General features: G+C 72.8%; 13 protein-coding genes. 1 reads left to right on the forward strand and 12 read right to left on the reverse strand.

The genetic code is table 11. The features are described 5' to 3' along the window. Window positions 1–18: 18 nt before the first annotated feature. The 4 genes from ACFVW8_RS23525 to ACFVW8_RS23540 form a co-directional block, all read right to left on the reverse strand. The gene (locus tag ACFVW8_RS23525; RefSeq protein WP_389693055.1) at window positions 19–981 is read right to left on the reverse strand and encodes an ABC transporter ATP-binding protein; all 963 of its coding nucleotides are present in this window, start codon (window positions 979–981) and stop codon (window positions 19–21) included. Then, window positions 978–3,806, reverse strand: a complete 2,829-nt coding sequence (locus ACFVW8_RS23530) for an ABC transporter permease (protein ID WP_389693057.1) — start codon at window positions 3,804–3,806, stop codon at window positions 978–980. The genes ACFVW8_RS23525 and ACFVW8_RS23530 overlap by 4 nt, the downstream gene beginning before the upstream one ends. Window position 3,807: 1 nt before the next feature. After that, window positions 3,808–7,128: an FtsX-like permease family protein gene (locus ACFVW8_RS23535; protein WP_389693059.1), complete on the reverse strand. Its 3,321-nt coding sequence runs from the start codon at window positions 7,126–7,128 to the stop codon at window positions 3,808–3,810. Window positions 7,129–7,288: 160 nt separating this feature from the next. Continuing rightward, entirely contained in the window at window positions 7,289–7,693 is a 405-nt protein-coding gene (locus tag ACFVW8_RS23540; RefSeq protein ID WP_389693061.1) for a globin, read from the reverse strand. A gap of 135 nt (window positions 7,694–7,828) precedes the next feature. On the opposite strand from ACFVW8_RS23540, the gene ACFVW8_RS23545 reads away from it, so the two are divergent. Further along, complete coding sequence (locus ACFVW8_RS23545) at window positions 7,829–8,941, forward strand: NAD(P)/FAD-dependent oxidoreductase (protein WP_389693063.1); 1,113 nt, start codon at window positions 7,829–7,831, stop codon at window positions 8,939–8,941. 1 nt (window position 8,942) lies between these two features. Here the strand turns inward: ACFVW8_RS23545 and ACFVW8_RS23550 are convergent, their stop codons facing one another. From ACFVW8_RS23550 to ACFVW8_RS23585, 8 genes are all read right to left on the reverse strand, one after another. Next, entirely contained in the window at window positions 8,943–9,383 is a 441-nt protein-coding gene (locus tag ACFVW8_RS23550) for a MarR family winged helix-turn-helix transcriptional regulator (RefSeq protein ID WP_389693079.1), read from the reverse strand. Between the two features lie 169 nt (window positions 9,384–9,552). Next, window positions 9,553–10,992 (reverse strand): FHA domain-containing protein, encoded by a 1,440-nt coding sequence (locus tag ACFVW8_RS23555; protein WP_389693065.1) that lies wholly within the window; start codon window positions 10,990–10,992, stop codon window positions 9,553–9,555. 108 nt (window positions 10,993–11,100) lie between these two features. Beyond that, the gene (locus ACFVW8_RS23560; protein WP_389693067.1) at window positions 11,101–12,459 is read right to left on the reverse strand and encodes a VWA domain-containing protein; all 1,359 of its coding nucleotides are present in this window, start codon (window positions 12,457–12,459) and stop codon (window positions 11,101–11,103) included. Window positions 12,460–12,563: 104 nt separating this feature from the next. Next, window positions 12,564–13,919 carry a PP2C family serine/threonine-protein phosphatase gene (locus tag ACFVW8_RS23565; RefSeq protein WP_389693069.1) on the reverse strand — a complete coding sequence of 452 codons (1,356 nt, stop codon included), beginning with the start codon at window positions 13,917–13,919 and terminating at the stop codon, window positions 12,564–12,566. After that, window positions 13,916–16,705: a tetratricopeptide repeat protein gene (locus ACFVW8_RS23570; protein WP_389693071.1), complete on the reverse strand. Its 2,790-nt coding sequence runs from the start codon at window positions 16,703–16,705 to the stop codon at window positions 13,916–13,918. Before ACFVW8_RS23570 ends, ACFVW8_RS23565 begins: the two co-directional genes overlap by 4 nt. 67 nt (window positions 16,706–16,772) lie before the next feature. Further along, window positions 16,773–18,107 carry a hypothetical protein gene (locus ACFVW8_RS23575; protein WP_389693073.1) on the reverse strand — a complete coding sequence of 445 codons (1,335 nt, stop codon included), beginning with the start codon at window positions 18,105–18,107 and terminating at the stop codon, window positions 16,773–16,775. 69 nt (window positions 18,108–18,176) lie between these two features. Beyond that, complete coding sequence (locus ACFVW8_RS23580) at window positions 18,177–19,226, reverse strand: glutamate ABC transporter substrate-binding protein (RefSeq protein WP_389693075.1); 1,050 nt, start codon at window positions 19,224–19,226, stop codon at window positions 18,177–18,179. An 11-nt stretch (window positions 19,227–19,237) separates the two neighbouring features. Next, window positions 19,238–20,575, reverse strand: coding sequence for a hypothetical protein (locus tag ACFVW8_RS23585; protein WP_389693081.1), 1,338 nt, complete (start codon window positions 20,573–20,575; stop codon window positions 19,238–19,240). Window positions 20,576–20,584 lie beyond the last annotated feature (9 nt).

Here is a 20,584-nt window from a genome sequence, read left to right on the forward strand (position 1 = left end):
GCCTCCGGGCAGGCCCGTTCACTCCGGGGTGGGGCCGTCCGGCCACACCCCGATGTGGTCCTGCTCCAGTTCCAGCATGACGCGGTGCTCCATGCCCAGCGCCTGGGTGTAGTCCGCGGGCAGTTGCAGCCGGCCCGCGCGGTCGAGCATCGCGTACTCGCGTGCGACCTGGGACTCCTGGCCCGTCGCCGCGTCGACCTCTGTGCGGCGCAGTACCTCGAAGGACGTGCGGCCGTCGCGGATGGCGACCGTGCGGCGCACCTCGTTCGCGACCGCCTGGTCGTGCGTGACGATCACGATCGTGGTGCCGAGCTCCTCGTTGGCGCGGCGGAAGGCCGCGAAGACCTGTTCGCCGGTGGCCGAGTCCAGCTCCCCGGTCGGCTCGTCGGCGAGCAGCACCGAGGGGGAGTTGGCGAGCGAGACGGCGATGGCCACCCGTTGCTGCTGGCCGCCGGACATCTGCTGCGGGCGCCGGTCGCGGCAGTCCGCCACCTCCAGCATCGCGAGCAACGATTCGGCACGTGCGGCCCGTTCGCGGTTACGGCCGCGGCCGCGCAGCTGCATCGGCAGTGTGACGTTCTGGATCGCCGTCAGATAGGGCAGGAGATTGCGGGCGGTCTGCTGCCAGACGAAACCGACCACGTCCCGGCGGTAACGCAGCCGCTCCTTCTGCCCCATGGACAGCAGATCGCAGCCCGCCACCTTCGCCGCCCCCGCCGTCGGCACGTCGAGGCCGGCCAGGATGTTCATCAGCGTCGACTTGCCGCTCCCGGACGCGCCGACCAGCGCCAGCAACTCGCCCTCGGCGACCAGCAGATCGAGGCCCTGAAGCGCCTGCACCTCCACTCCGTCCGTGGTGAAGATGCGTACCAGCCGGTCGCAGGAGATCAGCGCGTCGTGCCCGTACGTGGGCCGGTCGCGGCGGGCGGCGGCCCGCTGTTCGAGCTCCGCCAGAGTGGAATCGGTCGACGGCGTCGTCATCGGGGGTCTCCTGCCCTGAGTTCGGTGATCGATCCACGGCGTCCGGCCCACCAGGCCTGGACTCCGGCCACCGCGGCGGTCAGGACGAGCACGCCCAGTGCCGGGAGGACCAGCGACCACGGATCGGTCCGCAGCGGTGCGTCGTAGAGCAGACCGGAGCCGGGCCCGGTCGAGAGTGCGAGGTGCATCAGATCGATCCCCGGCGCCAGCAGCGCGATGGTCGCCCGGCCGACGAGCAGCCCGCCCACGGCGGCCAGCAGCGCCTGCGGCATGGCCTCGAAGCCGAGGAGGCGTCCGCCCTGCCGGGAGCCGATCCCCATGGTGCGCAGCCGCGCCAGCAGCGTGCTGCGTTCCGGAGCGGTGCGCAGCAGGGAGAGGAGGACGGCGAGCAGGGCGTAGCCCGCGCCGGCTCCGATGGCCGCGGTGTAGATCCGCTCGGCACCCACCTGCATCGGGGTGTCGACGAACGCCGCGCGCGCCTCGGAGCGCAGCCGCACGGAGATCTCCTGGCCGGCGTGGTGGGCCACCGCACGCAGTTTCTTCCCGTCCAGCCGGTCGCCGGTGAGGAGCAGCGCGGTGGTCTGCCGGTGGGTGAGCGAGGCGGCGTCGACGACGATGAAGGAGGTGTTGTCGGTGACGGCGGGTGTGTGCGCGACCGTGCCCGCCACCTGCACCTTGAAGTCCCCGGCCAGCGACTGGAGATCGCGCGGCCGGTCACCGAGCCGCTCGGCGACGGACGGCGAGGTGAGGACCGGCAGCACCCGGTCCTTCGAGGGCATCGTCCCCTTCGGCGTCGCGGGGCCGGTGGCCTTCAGCCGGCCGGCGGGGAAGGCGCCGACGCCGGTGGAACGGGCCAGCGCGGCGTACGTGGCCGGGTCGACCCCGATCAGGGTGGCGCCCTGCGCGTCCTCGAAGCCGCTCTCGGGCGGCGGCAGCGAGACGCCGTACTCGATCTGGACCCGCGCCACCTCCCGTACGCCGTCCGCGTCCGACACCGCGCGCACCAGGCCGTCCGGCAGCGGCGCGGAGTCCGCCGGGCCGCTGACCCGGGCGTCCGCCCCGGTGGCGAGTACCGCCGCGGTGTCCCGGGCATCCGCGACCCCGGCGAGCACCGAGCCGCCGAACGCCGCCGTCGTCAGGGCGACCAGCAGTGCGAGGAGCGGCAGGGTGCCGGAGGCCGGGGAGCGTCCGGCGCGGGCCAGCGCCAGGAATCCGACCGCACCGCGCAGCCGCGCCACCGAGCGCAGCGCGAGCCGCAGCGGCAGCGGGTAGAGCCGGACGAGGAACAGCGCCGCGATCAGCGCGACCAGCACGGGGGCCGCGCTGGTCAGGAGGTCGGTGCCCCCGGCGCCGCCCGTACCGCGCCGGCGAAGGGCGACGACCGCGCCCACGGCCAGCACCAGCACGGTGAGTTCGGCGACGGTACGCCGCCGGGACGGCCGGACGCTCACCAGGTCCTCGCGGCCGCCGTGCAGCTGCGGTCTGCGGTGCAGCAGGACGGTACGGACCGGAAGCGCGGCACAGACCAGCGCACCGACCGCCGCGGCGCCGACGGCCGAGGGCCACAGCCGGGTCCCGCCGATCGTCGTCACCGCGAGCAGCAGGCCCAGCGCCGCGGCGGGCACGGCGGTCACCGCGGTCTCGGCGAGCAGCCGGCCCCCGAGGGAGCGCAGGGAGCCGCCGCGGGCCCGGAGCAGGGCGAGTTCGGTGTGACGCCGGGCGGCGATGAGCCCGCCCGTCATCAGCAGGACGACGGCTGCGACGGCTCCGATGCCGACGGCTGCGACGGTGACGACCGGGCGGATCGCCTGCCGCATCCCGTCGTACGCGCTCACGATCTCGTCCAGGTCGGTCGTCACCGTCGCGGTCTCACCGACGGCCGTGCGCACCTTCAGCAGCCCGGGGCCGCCTTCCAGGGAAGCCACGGACGAGCGGAGCCGGGGCACATCGAGTGCGGTCAGCCGGGAGACGTCCGGCATGATCCGCCAGTACGCCTCGGGGCGACCGGTGGTGGCGAGCAGCGCCGGTGCCGCGTCCGGAGGCAACAGCAGAGCGGCGGTCCAGTAGTAACGCGGCTCGGTCTTCGCCGGCTTGGCGACCAGGGAGGGGGTACGCAGCAGCGGCTCGGCCGACCAGTACGCGGCCCCGGGACGCAGCGGGGCGACGATGCCGGTGATCCGTACCGTGAACTGCCCGCCCCCGACAGCCGGCACGGAGACGGTCGCACCGACTTGGATCCGCAGCGCCTTCGCGGTCTCCTCGGTGACCGCGGCCTCCACCTCATCGGTGGCGGCGGTCACCTCGCCGCGGACGGCCGGCCACCTGCCCTCTCGCAGGGTGGAGTGATCCGGCAGCGCCGACTGCGTCGCGTACGTCAGTTCCGGGTCGATGCCGTAGGGGCGGGGGAACCAGCGCTCCTCGGCAGAGATCGGGTTCGTCGTACGGAGTCCGTACGCGGACTGGCCGGTGTCCGCCCGCAGCGGATCGGGCAGCCCCGCCAGCAACGCCCGGTGCACGGACGCCACCGACGGCTCCCGGACCGCCTTCTCGCGCGCCGCCTCGGCCAGTTGCAGACCCGGCGGCGGACTGCTGACCTCCAGGACGCTGCGCCGGGGGGCGGCGGCACCGAGATCGTGGCGCAGCCCCTCGTCCTCGTAACGGTCGACGGCCCGCGGGAAGGCGGCGGCCAGGAACGCCGTCAGCAGCACCAGCAGCCCGAGCGCACAGGCTGTGCCCGGAGCGGTGCGCAGCCGGGTCCGTACCCAGGGCGCGCAGGCGGCGGCCGGGCCGGACGGTCCGCGGGGGAACATCGGACGCGGGCTCATGTCAGTTGCCCCCCTGGTGGCGCAGCGAGATCGCGGGGTCGGTGCGGCGCAGGGCGAGGACCGCGACGATCAGCAGCGGCAGCGCGGCCACGCAGGCCAGCAGTACCGCGACCTGCCCGGCGGGCAGTTGCACCAGCACCGAGGGCACCGGCCGGGCGGCCTGTCCGGTCAGCACGATGAGCGGCACCACGGCCCGGGTCAGTACGGCCCCGAGGACCGCCCCCACCAGCAGCCCGATGGCGATCAGCACCCCCTGTTCGGCGGCGATCATGCGGGCCAGCCGCCGGCGCGGCGCTCCCAGCGCGCGCAGCACGGCGAATTCCGCGGACCGTTCGCGCCGCGAGCCGACCGCCGCCACGGCGAAGCCGACCGCGGCCAGCGCCGCCGCCACGACCGCCACCGCGAGCAGCGCGGACTGCGGGCCCGCCCCCAGCGGATCGCTCACCAGCTCGTCGGCGACCTCGTCCCTGGCCTGCACCTGCGCGGGATCGGTGTCGGGCTGGTGGCGGAGCGCGGCCGCGACGTCGGCGGCCCGGCCGGGAGCGGTGCTCAGCCACCACTCGCTCGCGCCGAGCACGGCGTTCGGGCGCTGCGCGAAGACGCCGGCGACGGCCCTGAAGTCGAGCAGCAGGGCGCCGCCGTCCCCGGACGACGCCGTCCGCCCGGCGGACAGGGCGGCGGCGGATCCGGGGCCGGTGGTCGGCAGCGCGCGGACGGCCCGCACGATCTTCACCCGGACCGTCTCACCGGCCAGCGTCACATCCACGCTCTGCCCGGCCTTCGCGCCGGACGCCTTCAGATAGGCGTCCGTGGCCACGCCGTTCAGAGTGGGCGCCGGGGCGCGGGGCGCGGTGACCCGCACGTTGAGGGCCGGTACAGCGAACGCGGCGTCCTCCTCGGTGACGGAGCCGGTCCGGTAGTCGAGGGTTAGGGGCTCGGCGCTCGATCCGGCCGTGTGCGGTGCGGCGCCCGGCCTGACCTCCCCCAGCGCGTCAGTGGTCAGGGCCGCCCGCCAGCGGAATCCGTCGGGCACCGGGACCGGCTGTTCGGCGCCGTCCGCGGTGACGGTCCGCAGCCCGCTCACGGTGAGCCGGTGCGACTCGCCCCGGCCGACCGGCTGGCTGCCGTCCACCTCGAACCCGGTCACGGCCAGCTCACCGGCGGCGGAGACCTTCGTCGAGAGGTGATGCGTCTTCCCGTCCGCCTGCACCGAACCGGCGACCACCCGGTACGGAATGCCGTAGCGGTCCTCCAGCAACACGGTGACCAGCGAACTCATCCCGGAGGACGAGGACGTCCCGGACGTCGTGCGGGCCGACAGCCGCAGATCGAGGCGGAGCCGGGCGCTGTCGCGCGGCAGCGGCAGCCCGGCCCTGGGGGAGTCCGGCGGTGCGAGCGAGTCGAACAGCCGGCCCTGTGCCCCGTCGGCGAGGTCACCGCGCATCAGCATCCGCTCGTCGGCGTGCGCGGTGTCCAGGGCCAGCACCTCGGCCGTGCGGCCACCGGAGAGATCCAGCGTCGTACGGAACGCGGGCGCCGCCTCCCGTACCCCCGGCAGTCGCGCGTACGCGCCCGAGCGGCTCGGATCAGCGCTGATACCGCCCATCATCCGGACCGGGGCGCCGGACCTGAAGTCGGCCTGGTCCTGTTGCGAACGGTCCCATGACGCGCTCTGCCCGATGGCCAGCATGCCCATCGCGACCGACAGCACCAGCAGCAGCACCGGGCCCGCGCCGCGCAGCGGCCGGCGGCTGAACTGCCAGCCCGCCAGCGCCGTGACCAGCCCCCGCCCGCCGGCCGCCCGGCGCTCCGCGAGCCTGGCAGCGGGCGGCAGCAGACGCAGCGTCAGTACAGTGCCGGCGAGCAGTGCCAGGGCGGGCGCGACGACGAGCAGCGGATCGATACCGAGGCCGCCCGAGCGGTCCCCGCTGAGCGCACCGCTGCCGGAACCCCCGGTCTGCCGGTCGAGCTGCCAGTACGCCACGCCCGCGATCACGAGCAGCCCGATGTCCGCACCGGCGCGCACCGGCGCGGGCAGGGCGGCGGCGCGGGTCGAACGGCGCCCGCCGGCGCTCGCGGCCAGCGCGGGAGCCACGACAGCGAGGGCGCAGGCCAGCGCGGTGACGGCAGAGACCAGCCACACGGTGCCGGTGGCCGTCCCACTGAGCCGCAGTCCGATCCGGGACAGCTCACTGCGGTCTGCCAGGAGCCCGGTCAGCGGTCCGGCGAGCAGCGGGGCGACGACGGCGGCGGGCAGCGCGAGCAGCAGCGCCTCGATCGCGGCCAGCGAGGTGATCCGGGCGCGCGATCCGCCGCGCGCCCGCAGCAGTTCGGTCTCCCCGCCGCGCTCGCTGCTGAGCAGCCGGGCCACCAGGAGCAGGGTGTACCCCGCAAGCAGCACCAGCTGCACGGCCACGATCGTCAGCGTCGAGCGGGAGACGAGCAGCCCCCGGTCGGTCTGGTCGAGAACGGTGGGCAGCAGGGTCTGCGCACTCGCCCCGTTCTTGAACTCCGGTGCGGCGAGCAACTGCTTCGGCCCCTGCGTCGCCGCATGCCGCAGCGAGGCCATCCGGTCCGTGGTGAGGGTACGGAAGTCGGCCGACGCCAGATAGGACAGCTCGCCGGAGCTGATCCGGCCCGAACCGAGCGCGGAGGGGTCGGTGAGCAGCGGCCCGTACGTCGTGAAGACGACCTGGCGGACGCCGCGCCCTCCGGCCTCGTCCAGCTGCCAGTACGGATCGGCCTGGTCCCTGGCCTCGTAGAGACCGGTGATCACGATCTTCAGCCGCTTGCCGCCGAGCCGGTCGGTGAGCGTCAGCCGGGCGCCGGGCTTCAGCCCGAGGGCCTCGGCAGCGGTGCCCGGCAGCGCGACCTGGACCGGGCCTTCGGCCGTGCCTGGACCGGCCGCGGGCATACGGCCTGCGGTGAGCCTGACCCGGCTGCGGTCGAGCGAGGCGAAGTGGGTGAGGTCGGGGTCGCCGCGGCGGGCGGCCGGTGCCTGCAGCTCGCGCGGCAGCGCGTACGGGCCGGAAGCCTCCAGCTTCCGTACGGTCACCGGGAGTCCGTCGAACGTGGCGCGGGCGGCCCTGCGCGCCGAGGCGTCGGCCGCGTCCCGCTGCGCGGGCGTCACCTGCGCCGATATGACCAGGGACGCGGCGGCGGCGGAACGGTGGGTGAGGGTGTGGCGCAGCGCGGCGTCGCCGACGGAACCCGAGAAGGCGGTGAGTGCGGCCAGGACCGAGGTGGTGAGCAGGACGGCCAGCACGGCCGCTGCGAGGAGGAGCCGATGAGCTCTCACCCGCAGAAAAACGAACCCCGTCACCCTGTCCCCGCCCTCATCTCACACACACGCCCCCCGACGCTGCATGGATGCTTTCAGAGTGTCCCCGTCCGGGGATACCGCCTGCGGGCACACCTTGATGGGATCGTGACCGTTATCCGGGGGTGGAGTACCGGATTCCGCACACGGCCCGACCCGGTGTTCAGCCCTCGGTGTTCACCATCGAGGCAGCCGCGTAGGTGAGGTAGTCCCACAGCTGACGCTCGTGCTCCGGGGCCAGGCCGAGCTCGTCGAGCGCCACCCGCATATGGCTCAGCCAGGCGTCGTGCGCGGCCCGGTCCACCTGGAACGGTGCGTGCCGCATCCGCAGCCGGGGGTGTCCCCGCTCGTCGCTGTAGGTGCGCGGGCCGCCCCAGTACTGCATCAGGAACAGCGTGAACCGCTCCTCGGCCGGACCCAGATCCTCCTCCGGGTACATCGGCCGCAGCAGCGGGTCGCCGGCCACGCCCTCGTAGAAGCGGTGGACCAGGCGGCGGAAGGTCTCCTCGCCGCCGACCAGCTCGTAGAAGGTCAGCTCCTGCACCGTGTCGCGCGGGTTCTCAGTCACCTGTCCATCGTCGCAGACGCTCCGGTCGACGACATCGACGGACCATGCATTTACAGTTCGCAATGCGAACCAGTATGGTTCGTGATACGAATTAATTGTCTCGTTGGCATGCGTTGTCGTGGAGGGCGGGGAATCATGAATCGTACGGTTGTGGTCATTGGCGGAGGTTATGGGGGCGCCGCGGTCGCCAAGGCGCTCGACGGGGAGGCCGATGTGGTGCTCATCGATCCCAAGGACGCCTTCGTGCATGCGGCGGGATCGCTCCGGGCCCTGGTCGAGCCCGGCTGGGCCGGAAACATCTTCTTTCCCTACGACACCCTGCTCCGGCGCGGCACCGTCCGCCGTGAACGGGCCGTCGCGGTCGACCCGGGCGGTGTCACGCTGGCCTCGGGGGAGCGGATAGCGGCCGACTACCTGGTCATCGCCACCGGCTCCGACTATCCGTTCCCGGCCAAGATGGACACCGACCTCTCGGCGCAGGCACTGGAGCGGATCCGTGAGGCCCATGCGGAACTCGCCGCTGCCGAACGGGTGCTGATCGTCGGCGCCGGGCCGGTCGGACTCGAGCTGTCCGGGGAGATCAAGGCGGTCTGGCCGGACAAGCACGTGGTCATCACCGACCCGGCCGAGATCCTGATGCCGGGCTTCCTGCCGGAGCTCCGCGAGGAGCTGCACCGCCAGCTGGACGCGCTCGGGGTGGAGCTGCGGCTGGGCACCACCCTCTCCGAGCAGCCGCCGACGGGCCCGGGGCGGACGAAGTCCTTCACGGTGGCCACCGACGACGGCGAGATCAACGCCGACATCTGGTTCCGCTGCTACGGCGTGCACGTCAACGGCGACTACCTCGCCGACGGGCAGGTCACCGTCCGGACCGCACAGGGGCAGGTCAGGGTCACCGAGACGCTCAATGTCGAGGGGCACGAGCACGTCTACGCCCTCGGCGACATCACCGACCTGGCCGAGGCCAAGATGGCCGGCTACGCCATGAAGCACGCGGAGGTGGTGGCGCAGAACATCCTCGCCCAGGTGCGCGGCGAGCAGCCCGCTGCCGTCTACCGGCCGTCCCCCGTGCCCTCGGTGCTGCTCCCGCTCGGCCCCGGCGGCGGGGTGGGGCAGACGCCCACGCCCGACGGCACGGCCGTCCTGCCGGCGTCGGCGGTCAGTGAGTACAAGGGCAAGGACCTGTTCACCGGCCGGTTCGCCGAGCTGTTCGGGATCGCGGGCGGCCGGGGTCCCTCCGGGGAGTGATCTACGGTGCCTCGTCCGGCTCCATGAAGACCACCGGCACCTCGTTGTTCAGCACCACGCGGCCGAGCAGCCGTGCGAGCAGCTCACGGTCGGTGTCGCCGAGGCCTGCCGACAGGTTTTCCACCCGTCGGCAGGTCCCGGCGTAGAACGCCTCCGCCAGCTCGTCGCCCCGTGCGGTCAGGGCGACCCGGACCGCACGCCCGTCCTCGGGGTCGGCCTCGCGCCGCACCAGACCGCGCTGGACGCTGCGGTCCACCAGTCCGGTGAGGCTGGACTTCGCCAGCCCGAGCATCGAGCCGAGCTCACGCATCCCGTACGGCTGCACCATCAGCACGCAGAGCAGCTGGCCCTGCTGTGCCGTGATTCCGTGCTCGCGGCCGGAATCGGCGTACACGGCATTCACCAGGAATGAGGATCGCACCAGTGCGGTGACGAATCCCATCTGTTCACCCTCGGCCTTTCGCATTCGACCAGAATACGGCAGAAGGCGACGGTGGGGACCCGTCACGAGGGCTCCTATTCGCACTACGAACTATGTGACCGGTGGTCATGGACAGCAGTGCGCGGCCGGTGGGAGAGTGCCCCCACCGGCCGCGCGTCGTGCGAAGCCGTCAGCCCCGGCGGATCGTGATCGTCGTCCACGCCCCGACATGCACCTGGTCGCCGTCCTGGAGGGGAACGGGGACGTAGGGCTGGATCGGGTCCTCGGCGCCGTTGAGCGTGGTGCCGTTGGTGGAGTTCTGGTCGACCACGGCCCAGCTGCTGTCGGGCTGCTGCACCAGCACCGCGTGCTGGTGCGAGACGCCCGGGTCCTCCGGGGGCACCGACAGATCGATGTCGGGGGACTCGCCCGTGCTGTGCCGGCGGCGGCCGATGGTGATCTGGTTGCCGGTCAGCGGAAGGTGCTGCTCCGGGGAGTACGCGGGCAGGTTGAGCCCGGTGGCCTCGGGGCCGCTGCGTTGCATCATCGCCAGGAAGTACTCACGGTCCGGGGAGACGACCGCCGACCAGCTCGTGGAAGCCTGGCCCGGTCCCGGTCCCTGGTTGTGGTCCTGACCCATGTCCATGCCCGGGCCCTGGTTCTGGCTCTGGTCCGGGTACGGCTGCTGCATCGGCGTCTGCGGGCCCTGGGCCTGCGACGGCGGCGAGAGCAGCCAGTCGTCGTTGCCGGTCTGCGGCGGCTGCGGTGCCTGCGGCTGCGGAGGGGCAGGCGGACCGGGCTGCTCGAAGACCGGAGGAGCCGTCTGCTGGAACGCGGGTGCGGCGCTCTGCTGCTGGAACGACGGCGGCGGAGGCGAGCCCTGCGACGAACCCTGCTGCTGGGCGTGCTGCTGCCCCTGCGGGAAGCCCTGCTGACCCTGCTGACCCTGCGGTCCCGGCTGTTCCGGTCCCGGGCCTTGCGGTCCCGGGCCTTGCGGTCCCGGGCCTTGCGGTCCAGGGCCCTGCGGTCCCGGGCCCTGCTGGAACGGAGGCGGAGGCGGCGGACCCTGCTGCCCCTGCTGTCCCTGCGGGAAGGGCTGCTGGCCCGGTCCGGGAGGGCCGGGCTGTCCCGGCCCCGAGGAGAGCGGCTCGGCCGGCCGGTTCACCTGCGAGGGGCGCGAGCTCTGGTACTCGAACGGATCGCGCGGCTGCGGGGGGCCCGGCTGCTGCTGCGCCTGGAAGCCCGGCGGCAGATTGAGTCCGGGAACGGGGCCGGGGCCCCCGCCGGGTCCACCGGGGCCGCCGGGGCCTGGGCCGCCCGGTCCGCCCGGGCCGCCGTGCTGCGGGGCCAGGGGCGTGTACGAGGTCGCCGTGTTCGTGAGGAAGTTCCAGCGGCACTCCTCGCAGAACGGCGCCATCGCCTCTCGCGGGGTGCGGCACTGCGGGCAGATCTCGGCGTGGGCCGTCGCGTCGGGACCGGGGCCCTGCGGGTATCCGTAGCCGGGTGCGGGTGGCGGGGGAGGCGGCGGGGGAACAGCGCCCGCAGGCGCGCCCGCCCCGGCCATGCGGTGGCCGCAGACCTCGCACCAGTCCTCGGAACCCGACTGGTGTCCGTTCGGGCAGGTCGGCATGTCGGCGCTTCCCCCTTTCCTCGTCCGGCCCCGGGGGCCGTCATTTTTCTTGCTTCGCCGCCCGGCGGACCTGTCCGGACGGGCGGCTGATTCAGTGCGGATATGTGGTTATTTCTTCACGCGGACGGTCTTCGTGGAGCGGGTTTCGAGTGTCATCTCGTCCGCGTCCGCGACCTTCGCCTTCAGTCGCACAGTACCTGTCGCCGCGTCGACGACGTCTACCACCTTCGAAAGCAGTTTCGCAGTGTCCTCGTTCCCGGACGCCGATGCCAACTGCACCGCACGCCCGAGTTTGGCCGTCGCGCCGTCGAAGTCTCCCGACTTGCGGGCATCGAGCCCCTGCTGGATGACTTGTGCCAGTTCGGCCTGACCTGTGTAGTGCGCGACCTGCGGATTGATCGAGGTCGAGGCCGCCATGTCGTCCGTCCACACCGCCCGTACGAGCCCCTGCGAAAGGGTCTGGGGCGCCCCGCCCGAGGGGTCGGGGAGGACCAGCGAGACCCGGGCAGCGAGCATCTCCTGCCCGACGCCGGCCTCCGGGACCTGCACGCACACGTGGTAGTCACGGGACTCGTCGCCCCAGGAACCCGTGGGGTAGTCCCCGGCGCGCGGGCCGGCCTCGGTGCGGCGGTCGGTGAGTTCGGCGACCGTCGGTGCGACCTGTTTCACGAACTTGATCTCCACGCCGACGGGCGTCCAGAGCCGCAGCGCGACATCCGCGACCTCCTTGCCCATCGCGTCCTCCATCATCTGCGTGAAGTCCGCTGCCAGCCCCGTGGGATCGGCGACGATGTCGGCGGTGCCGAGCAGCGCCGAGGCGATCGCTGTGACCTCTTTCACTTCCCAGTCGGTGCCGACACCGCGGGCGTCACAGGTGAACCGGCCCGCGCAGGCGTCGAGCGCGGCCCGCAGATCCTCCGGCGCCTCGTGCTCGTTGCGCCCGTCGGTCAGCAGGATGCCGTGCCGGATGCTCACATCGGCTGCGCCCAGCAGCCGGTCGGCCAGCCGCAGCCAGGTCCCGATCGCCGTGCCGCCGCCCGCGCTGAGCCGGCGCAGAGCCTCCTTGGCCTGGGCCCTGGTCTGCGGATCGGCGGTGGCGAGCCGGCCGTTGCCCGGGTAGACCTCCTTGGCGACGTGCGTACCGCCGACCACGGCGAAGGCGGTGCCGTCGCGCAGGGTGTCGATGGCCGCCGCCGTCGCGTCGCGGGCGTTGCGCATCTTCGTGGGCGGGTAGTCCATCGAACCCGAGCAGTCCACCATGATCACCACGGCGGCGCTCGGTGCCTGTCCCGGTACGTGCGAGGGCGAGACCGTGGTGCTCGCCAGCGGAACGCCACCGGTGGTTCCGCCGCCGGTCGAGGTGACGGTGATGATCCCGTTCACCTCGCGGCCGCCCTCGGGCAGGTATTCGTTCTGGTACACCTCGACGGAGAACTGCGGCACGTTCGACTTGGAGAAGTTGGCCATCTGATCGGCTCCTTGAGGCTCCACGTGTCAGATGAAGACAGATTCACGGAAGACAGATTTACGGACAAAGGCAACGGAGGTGCAAGGGGCGGGCGGAACAGGACTCAACCGCTGCTGTAGGCGGATCCTGCCCCTTGCACCGGTACGGCGAACGGCAGCAGAGCCACTGTTACGTTGTCGTGGCCCCCTCCGTCGAGCGCGTGGCCCACCAGTACCTGAGCGCCGTGCAACGGCCGTTCGTACGCGTCCGTGGGCACCGCGTCGGCCATCTCGGCCGCGGATTCCGCGTAGTTCCACAGGCCGTCCGTGCAGACGACCACGACGCCCGGCCGGTCCGGTTTGAACGAGGCGGTGTGCGGCTCCAGCTCGTAGGCGTCGGCGCCCAGCCAGCCGGTGATGGCGTGGGCCCGCTCGTCCGCGTACGCCTCCGCCTCGTTCATCAGCCCCGCCGCGACCATCTGCGCGGCCCAGGAGTCGTCCTCGGTGAGCCGGGCGGGCGGACTGGCCCGGTCCTCGGGCACCCAGTACACGCGGCTGTCACCGACCCAGCCGACGACCAGCAGACTGTTGGCCATGATCGCGCCGACCAGGGTGCACGCCGGAGAGTTCTGCTGGCGGTGCGCTTCGTTCTCCGGGCTCCGGCCGGGTTCCTGGGCAAGCAGGTTGACGGACTCGGCGGCCGCCACGATCGCCTCGTGCATCGCCTGCTGCGGATGTGTGCCGCGCGGCAGCGACTCCAGCAGGGACTCGTTGGCGGCGGTCGTGGCGGCGGCGGACGCCGCGTCGGGACGGCTCGCCGACGACACCCCGTCGCAGACGATCGCCAGCACGGCCGGGGTGCCGTCGGGCAGCGCGGTGGTCGAGATCGCGAACGAGTCCTCGTTGCGGTGGTGGCGCAGACCGCGGTCGGTCACCGCCGCGACCGAGCCGAGCTCCTCCTCCATGTGGTCGCGCTCGCGGGGCTGGGCGTGGCCGCAGTTCTCGCAGTAGCCGTCGTTGTCGACACGGCCGGCCCGGCAGGCCACGCACACCTTCGTGCCGGCCGCCGGGGCCTGAACGGGGTCCGGCGAGGTACGGGGATCGGGCGCCGTGCCGTCCGCCGCCGCTGCCGGCGCCGCCGCAGGCGCGGCAAGCTCGAAGTCCCCGGACGCGTCCGGGCCGTCGGCACGGGCCCCCGCCGGAGCCGCGCCCGCGACAGCGGCGGGCACGGGCGGTGCGGACCGGTCGGTCCCCGCGTCGGATCCCGCCACCTGGCCGGGCGCAGGACCGGAGCCGGATTCCGGCGTACCGTCCCGTGCCGGAGTGGCGATGGCGACCGTCGGGTGGTCCTGCGGCGGCTCGGGCACGGCCGACAGGTCGTACCCGCACGCACCGCAGAACAGGTCCCCCGGCTCCAGCGGCTCCTCGCAGCCGGGACACCTCGACAAGGCAGTCTCCTGGTGGTTCTGCGACATCTTCACACCCACGTTCGGGGGCGGAAACGGTTGGCCCGCTCCACCAGTTCGATCCTCTCGTCCCCGGGCTCCGCAAGCCGGGCGAGCATTCGGTACGAGCGTTCGAGCCCGAAACGCAGACCGCGCTCGTCCAGCTCACTGCCGAGCAGCGTCTTCGGCCCCTGCGCCCCGGCATGTGCCGGCGACTGCGGGGCCGAGGTCCGAGCCGTGGGACTACCGGAGAGTACCCAGTCGAGCGCCGTCCCCAGCACCTCGGTCGACAACTGCTCCCGGCGCACCGCGTCCAGACCGAGGCCGGCCAGCCCCGAGACCTGGGCCGAGGCCGCCATCAGATCGACGATCAGCGGTTCGTCCGGGGCCCGTTCGCGCAGCCGTGCCCGTACCGCCGCGACCCGGGCCGCCGTGAAGTGGATCGACGCCTCCGGCACCGACTCCAGCGAGCTGACGGCACCACCCCGGTCCCCGGCGGCGATCTGCACCCGGGCCAGACCGAACGCCGCGCTCACGAAGCTCGGATCGGTCGTCCACACCAGCCGGTAGTACTCGGCGGCGTTGTCCAGCTGGCCCAGGACCTCCGCGCAGACACCCAGGGCCAGCTTGGGCGCGGGCTCCCCGGGGAACGCGTCGTAGACCGCGTCGAAGGACAGCGCGGCGTTCTCGTTGTCACCGGTCACCAGCGAGGTGATGCCCCGGTACCAGACCACCCGCCAGTCGTCCGGGTGCTTGGCCTCGAGGGTCGTCAGGGTCTGCGTCGCGGCCGCGAGGTCGTTCATCTCCAGGGAGGCGCGCAGCTCCCGCAGCCTGGTCTCCAGCGAGGCGGTCGGCACGGCCTGCAATGCGGCGATCAGTTCGGCGGGTGCCGAGGCCATCACGCCGGCCAGGAAACCCGCGTTGGGGTCGTTCGCGTCGACCCGGGGGACCGGCAGCGCGAGTGAGGTCCCCCGCACGTCGAGCCCGGCCAGCCGGGGCCCGCCCGTGCTGTGCGGACCGGGCGCCGCGGTGGTGCTCGCGACGGGGGACCGGGGCGCCGGGACGACCGCCTGGCTCTGCGGGTACGCGGGCGCGGCGCCGTTCCCGTCGCCGCCGTTTGTGCCGCCGCGGACATGGGTGGTGGACGAGGGCAGCGGTCCGGCGCCGGCCGCGAACCCGGGAGGCGGGCCCGCGGGCAGCGCGCCCGGGACACCGCCCGGCGGGGCCACCGCGGCCGGCGGCGATCCGGCCGGCGTCACCGCGACCGCCCTGACGCCCTTGCGCCGTCCGAAGAGCCCTGAGCCCCGGGGGGCCGGGCTCCGCGCCCCGAGGCGGGACACCTCACCGGTCAGAAGAGTGAACAGCTCCGTGTCCACGACCCGCATCTCCGCGCCGAACAGCGTGGACAGCGCCGGACGCGGGCGCCCCGTCTGGAGCGACACCACCTCCCGCAGCACACCCAGCAGCTGCTCGGCCATCTCCGACGCGGAGGCGAACCGCCGGGCCGGATCGGGGTCGGTGGCCCGCACCAGAAGCCGGTAGAACGACTCGTAGGTCCGGAACACCTCGATGTTGTCCGGGTCGGGCAGCGAGTCCACGAAGACGTTCGTGTAGCCCTGGAAGTCGAAGGTGAGCACCGCGAGCGTCCGCGCGACCGTGTACAGGTCGGACGCCACCGACGGGCCGGCCTCCGCGACCTCGGGGGCCTGGTACCCGACGGTGCCGTAGATGGCCGACTCGTCGTCGTCCATCCTGCGGACCGCGCCCATGTCGATCAGCTTCAGCTGGTCCTCGGTCTGTATCGCGTTGTCGACCTTGAAGTCGCAGTAGAGCAGGTTGCGGCTGTGCAGATGGCCCAGCGCCTCCAGCGCCTCGATGCCGTACGCGCACGCCTGCTCGACCGGCAGCGGATCCCGCTTCCCGGCCGGGGTGCGGCGCTCGTTGGCGATCTCCTTGAGGGCCTTGCCGCCGACGTACTCCATGACGATGTAGCCGTCGAGCGAACCGGTCCGCTGGTCGAGGTGCTCGACGAAGTTGTAGATGCGGACGATGTTGGAGTGCTCGATCTCGGCGAGGAAGCGGCGCTCGGAGATGGCCGCCGCCATGGCGTCCTGGTCGCCGGTGTCCAGCAGGCCCTTGAGCACCACCCAGCGGTCGGAGACCGCTCGGTCCACCGCGAGATAGACCCAGCCGAGCCCGCCGTGCGCCAGACAGCCCGCGACCTCGTACTGCCCGTGCACGACGTCGCCGTCCTGGAGCTTCGGCATGAAGGAGTACGGGTGGCCGCACTTGGTGCAGAACCCCTCCGTACGCCCCGGCCGCTCGCCCCTGGCCCGGCCCACCGGAGCGCCGCAGTCCGAACGCGAACAGAACCGCTTGCGCTCGGGCACCTCCGGGTTCTCCATCACCGCGGTGCGCGGATCGGGACGCGGCACGTCCGGCACGAGCACAAGACCGGCACCCAGCCGGTTCCGGCCGGAGACACCGGTGGACGTTCCCGAGGAGCGCACCGAGACCGAACGCGACGTCGAACTGCCGGACAGCGCGCGCGAGAGCCGCCCCGACACCGAACGCCGCGACGTCGACGAACGCGACGAGGAGCGCGACGACGCCCGCGAGGACGCCCGCGAACTGCTGCGTGCCGAGGAGCTGTTGCTGCCCCGGCTGCCTCTGCCGCCGCCCGCGACACCGGTAGGAGGCGAGCTCACCATTCCGTTCGGTGACACCACGGGGGCCAGACCGCAGGTGTCGCAGTACAGCTCACCGCCGCCCATGTCCTCGTAACTGCCCTCGCACGCGGGGCGCTGGCACTGCGTACTCATGGTCATTCCCCCTGTTCGCCCCGCCGCCGCAGCGGCCACATCACTCTTCCGCCGGAGACCGGACCCCTCATGGCCGCCCCCGCCCGTCCTCTGGTCCGGACGCCCGCCGCTGGCCCAGCAGTTCCAGCGCGGCGTCCTGATAGCGCTGCACCGCCTGCCCGGCGACCCGCAGATCGCAGGGCGCGCTCCACAGCATCCGGCGCGCCGCGTCGTACCGCTCGATGAGGACCGGGTCCTCCGCCAGGCCGTGCCTGGCCACCTTCGCCTTGTACGCGTCCAGCCTGCCGCGCAGCTCCGCCCGGACGGCCAACGGGGCGGTGACCGCCGTCAGCTGCTCCCTGGCCCGCAGCAACTCCTGCTCGGCCTGCCGCTCCAGGGCCTCCAGGAGAGGCGAGAGCCGGTGCCACTGCGCATGCCTGCGGTACTCGGACGCCGCCGCGAGACGCTCCTGAAGCGCGGTGGGCGGGCCGTTGACCGCAGGCACCTCGGAGGCGGCGATCTTCGCCAGTACCTCGCCGCGTGCCGACCGGGCCTCGGTCAGCGTCCGGTCCGCGCGGGAGAGCACGTCACGCAGCTGGACGAGGCGCTGCTCGGCGTCCTGCCGGACCGCGAGCACCGCCTCGATCTCCCGCCGCACGTCGTCCAGCGCCCGGGCCGCCCGGTCGTAGCGCGTGGTGTCGGGGCGCCCGCCGCCGGGCGCCGAACTGCCGGGCCCCGGCAGCCAGAACGCCAGCGGGTCGGAGATCACCTGCACCCGCAGCGTCGTCAGCTCCTGGGTGATCGCTTCCAGATCGTCCCCCGCCGGATGTTCCCCCGGCCGTACCCCGACCGAGTGCGCGAGCGAGCGGGTCCGGCGCAGCTCGGCGGCGAGCAGATCTATCCGGGCGGGCATCGCCGACCACACCGAGTCGGAGGCGACGACCATGTCCAGTGAACGCGCGTACAGCTCGTTCATCCGGTTGACCAGCTCCGCCAGCGTGAACCGCTCGGAGAGCTTGGCCGGGCCGGTGACCGACGGATCGGGCCGGGCGGCGGCGTGCGCCACCGTGACGCCCTCGCCGCGCAGCAGCTCGGTCAGCGCCGCCAGGTCGTCCCGGTTGGGATGACGGCGGCGGGCCCGCACCTCACGCGCCTCGTTCAGCACCCCCGCGTACGCGTCGAAGTAGCTCCACAGCAGCGTGATCGACTGCTCGGTGGCGCTCCAGCGCTCCTTGGTGACACCGGTGAGGTCGGCGCCCTCCAGGAGCCGGCGCCCGGCGTGGTCCTGCAGGGCGAGGAGCGAGGTCTCGATCGCCTCGTGCTCCGCACCGAGCCGGGCCAGCGCACGGTCCGCCTCGTCCCGGTCCATGACCGGTCCGGGCGGCCGGGCCGCGTAGCTGGGGAAGGGGCCCGCGACGCCCATCGATCACCTCTCCGCTCTCCCTGCCGGGCGGGGGGCCCGGCAGGATCCGCCTGTTCCGAAGGACAGGCCCTAGTTGCTGCGGTACTTGGGCGCTGGCGGCCCCGTGACTCCGGGCAGACTGTCCTCCAGCCATGTGCGGTACGACTGCATCCAGAGGCTGTTCTTGCCGGCGCGGTAATCGACCAGTACGTGGTTGACCCGCGCCACCAGGTCGTCGGCGCCCTTCTTCGTGGCCACGCCGTAGTACTCGGTGGTGAAGGGCTTGTCGCCCTTGAGCTCCACGGCCGGGTCCTGCGCGGCCTGGCCGGCCGCGAGCGCGTTGTCCGTGACGATCGCGTCGACCTCGCCCATCTGGAGCCGTACCAGGCAGTCCAGCTGGTTCGGGACGGTGAGGAGATCCTCGTCGGCGGCGGTCCCGTCGTCCTTGTCCCTGAACACCGAGCCGAACGACTGCTTCTCCAGCGCCTCGTACGCCGTGGAGCCCTCCGCCGTACAGACCCGCTTGCCCGCCAGCGAGGAGTCGTACCCGGTGATGTCGGACTCCTTCGGCGCGAGGACCTGCTGCCCGGCCTGGAAATAGGCCGTGGAGAACGAGACCTGGTCGAGCCGGGCGCAGTTGATCGTCATCGTCCGCACGACGACGTCGACGTTGTCGTTCTCCAGGGCGGTGATCCGCTGGTTGGTGGGGATCGCCCGGAAGATCACATCGTCCGGGTCGCCCAGGATGTCCTTGGCGATGGCCCGCACCAGATCGATGTCGAAGCCTTCGAGATCCCTGGTCTCCGGATTGCGGTAGCCCCACTGGAAGCTGTTCTGGTCGACGCCCGCGATCAGCTTTCCGCGCGCCTTGATGCGGTCGATGGTCCTGCCGCCCGCGGTGGAGGGCTGGAGGCTGGCCTCCGGATCCGTGCAGTCGTCGGCCCGCGTCTGTACGCCCTGTGCCGCGCTCTGCCCCGAGACCTCCGTGCCGAAGGCGTCGTCGCCGCCGTGCGAGAGCGGCAGCAGGGTCAGTGCCGCCGTCACCGCGCAGGCCGCGGCCATGGCGGTCACACCGCCCCAGCCGCGCAGCCTGCGCAGCCGGCCCGCGGACCCCGTCCTGGGCTCGTCCTTCCCTGTCATCGCTTCCCCTGTCACCGGAACTCCGAGAGCCTGCGGTTGACCCCGACGATCGCGGCGACCGCGCCCAGTACGGCCAGGGCGGCCGCGCCGATCGGCAGCCCGCCCAGCGCACCGCGCCCGTCCTCGGCGGCCCGGGAGAATTCTTCCTGCTCATGGGCGAGGGCCTGCCGAAGCGCCTTGTCCACCTGGTTGAACGACTCGCCGGTCGAGCCCTTGGTCGAGCCGTCGGACCCGATGATCTGCTTCAGCGCCGTGTCGTAGTCGCCGCTGTCGTCGGTCTTGCGCGCGGTCCGGTGGCGGCTCTGCCACTCGCTGACACTCTCGACGGCCTTCGCCACCGGTTCGCTTCCCGCGGTGTCGTGGGTGTCATCGGCCAGCTTGGCGGCCTTGGCCAGCTCCGCGCCGAGCGCCTTCATGCCCGTGCCGTAGTCGGTCTCGTACTTGTCGCTCTTGCCGTCCGCGGTGAGCACCGCGCCCCGGGCGACCACCGTGAGGTTCTCGTTGGCGCGCGCCTTCAGCGAATCGATGCGCGCCCGGTTGAGGACGTCCAGGGACTGCTGCCCGCGCGTATTGGCGTCGGACAGGTCGGAGCGGGCCACCGAATGCCCGACCGCCAGCCACAGCAGGACCACCAGCGACGCCGCCGTAGCGGCCAGCAGGCCGTGGTTGAGCACCCGGTTCGTCCGGTGGAAGTTGCGGCGCTGGGCCCAGAACAGCACGCCCAGCGCGATCACGCCGAGACCGAGCGAGAAGAACGGCCAGGTCCGGGCGGAGTCGTAGTCCTTGCCGAGCCGGCCCGTCTCCGCCGCGTACAACCGCTCGGCTGCGGGCAGCAGTTCGCCGGCCATCTTCTGGTTCGCGTACCGGAGGTAGGCGCCGCCCAGCGGCAGCCCCTGCCGGTTGTTGGCGCGGGCGCGCTCGATCAGCCCGGTGTAGCGCGGGAGTTCCTTGTTGAGCGTGGTGATCTCGTGGCCGGACTTCGTCGAGGAGTCCGTGTTGGCCGCGGCCTTCACCAGCAGCTGGGAGGCCTCGTCGATGTCCTTCACATACTGCTCGTGGACGCCGGGCGGCTCCTGCGGGCCGGCCAGGAAGCCGCTCGCGGCCGCCGCGTCTGCATCGGCCAGCGAGCGGTAGATGTTCGCCGCGTCCGCGCTCAGCGGCTGGCTGCGCCTGACCACGTCATCGGCGGACGCCGCCCGGTCGGAGACCTCGAACGCCGTCACGGCCCCGAACGCGACGACGAGAAGCGCCAGTACGGCCCCGATGATCTGGAGCCGGCCCGGTTCGGTGGTCGCCGCGGCACGCAGCCGCTCGGCCGCCACCACACGGGCACTGCGCTGGGGCGGCACGGGTACGGC

This window comes from Streptomyces sp. NPDC058221 (genome assembly GCF_042882365.1).
Classification (GTDB): Bacteria; Actinomycetota; Actinomycetes; order Streptomycetales; family Streptomycetaceae; genus Streptomyces.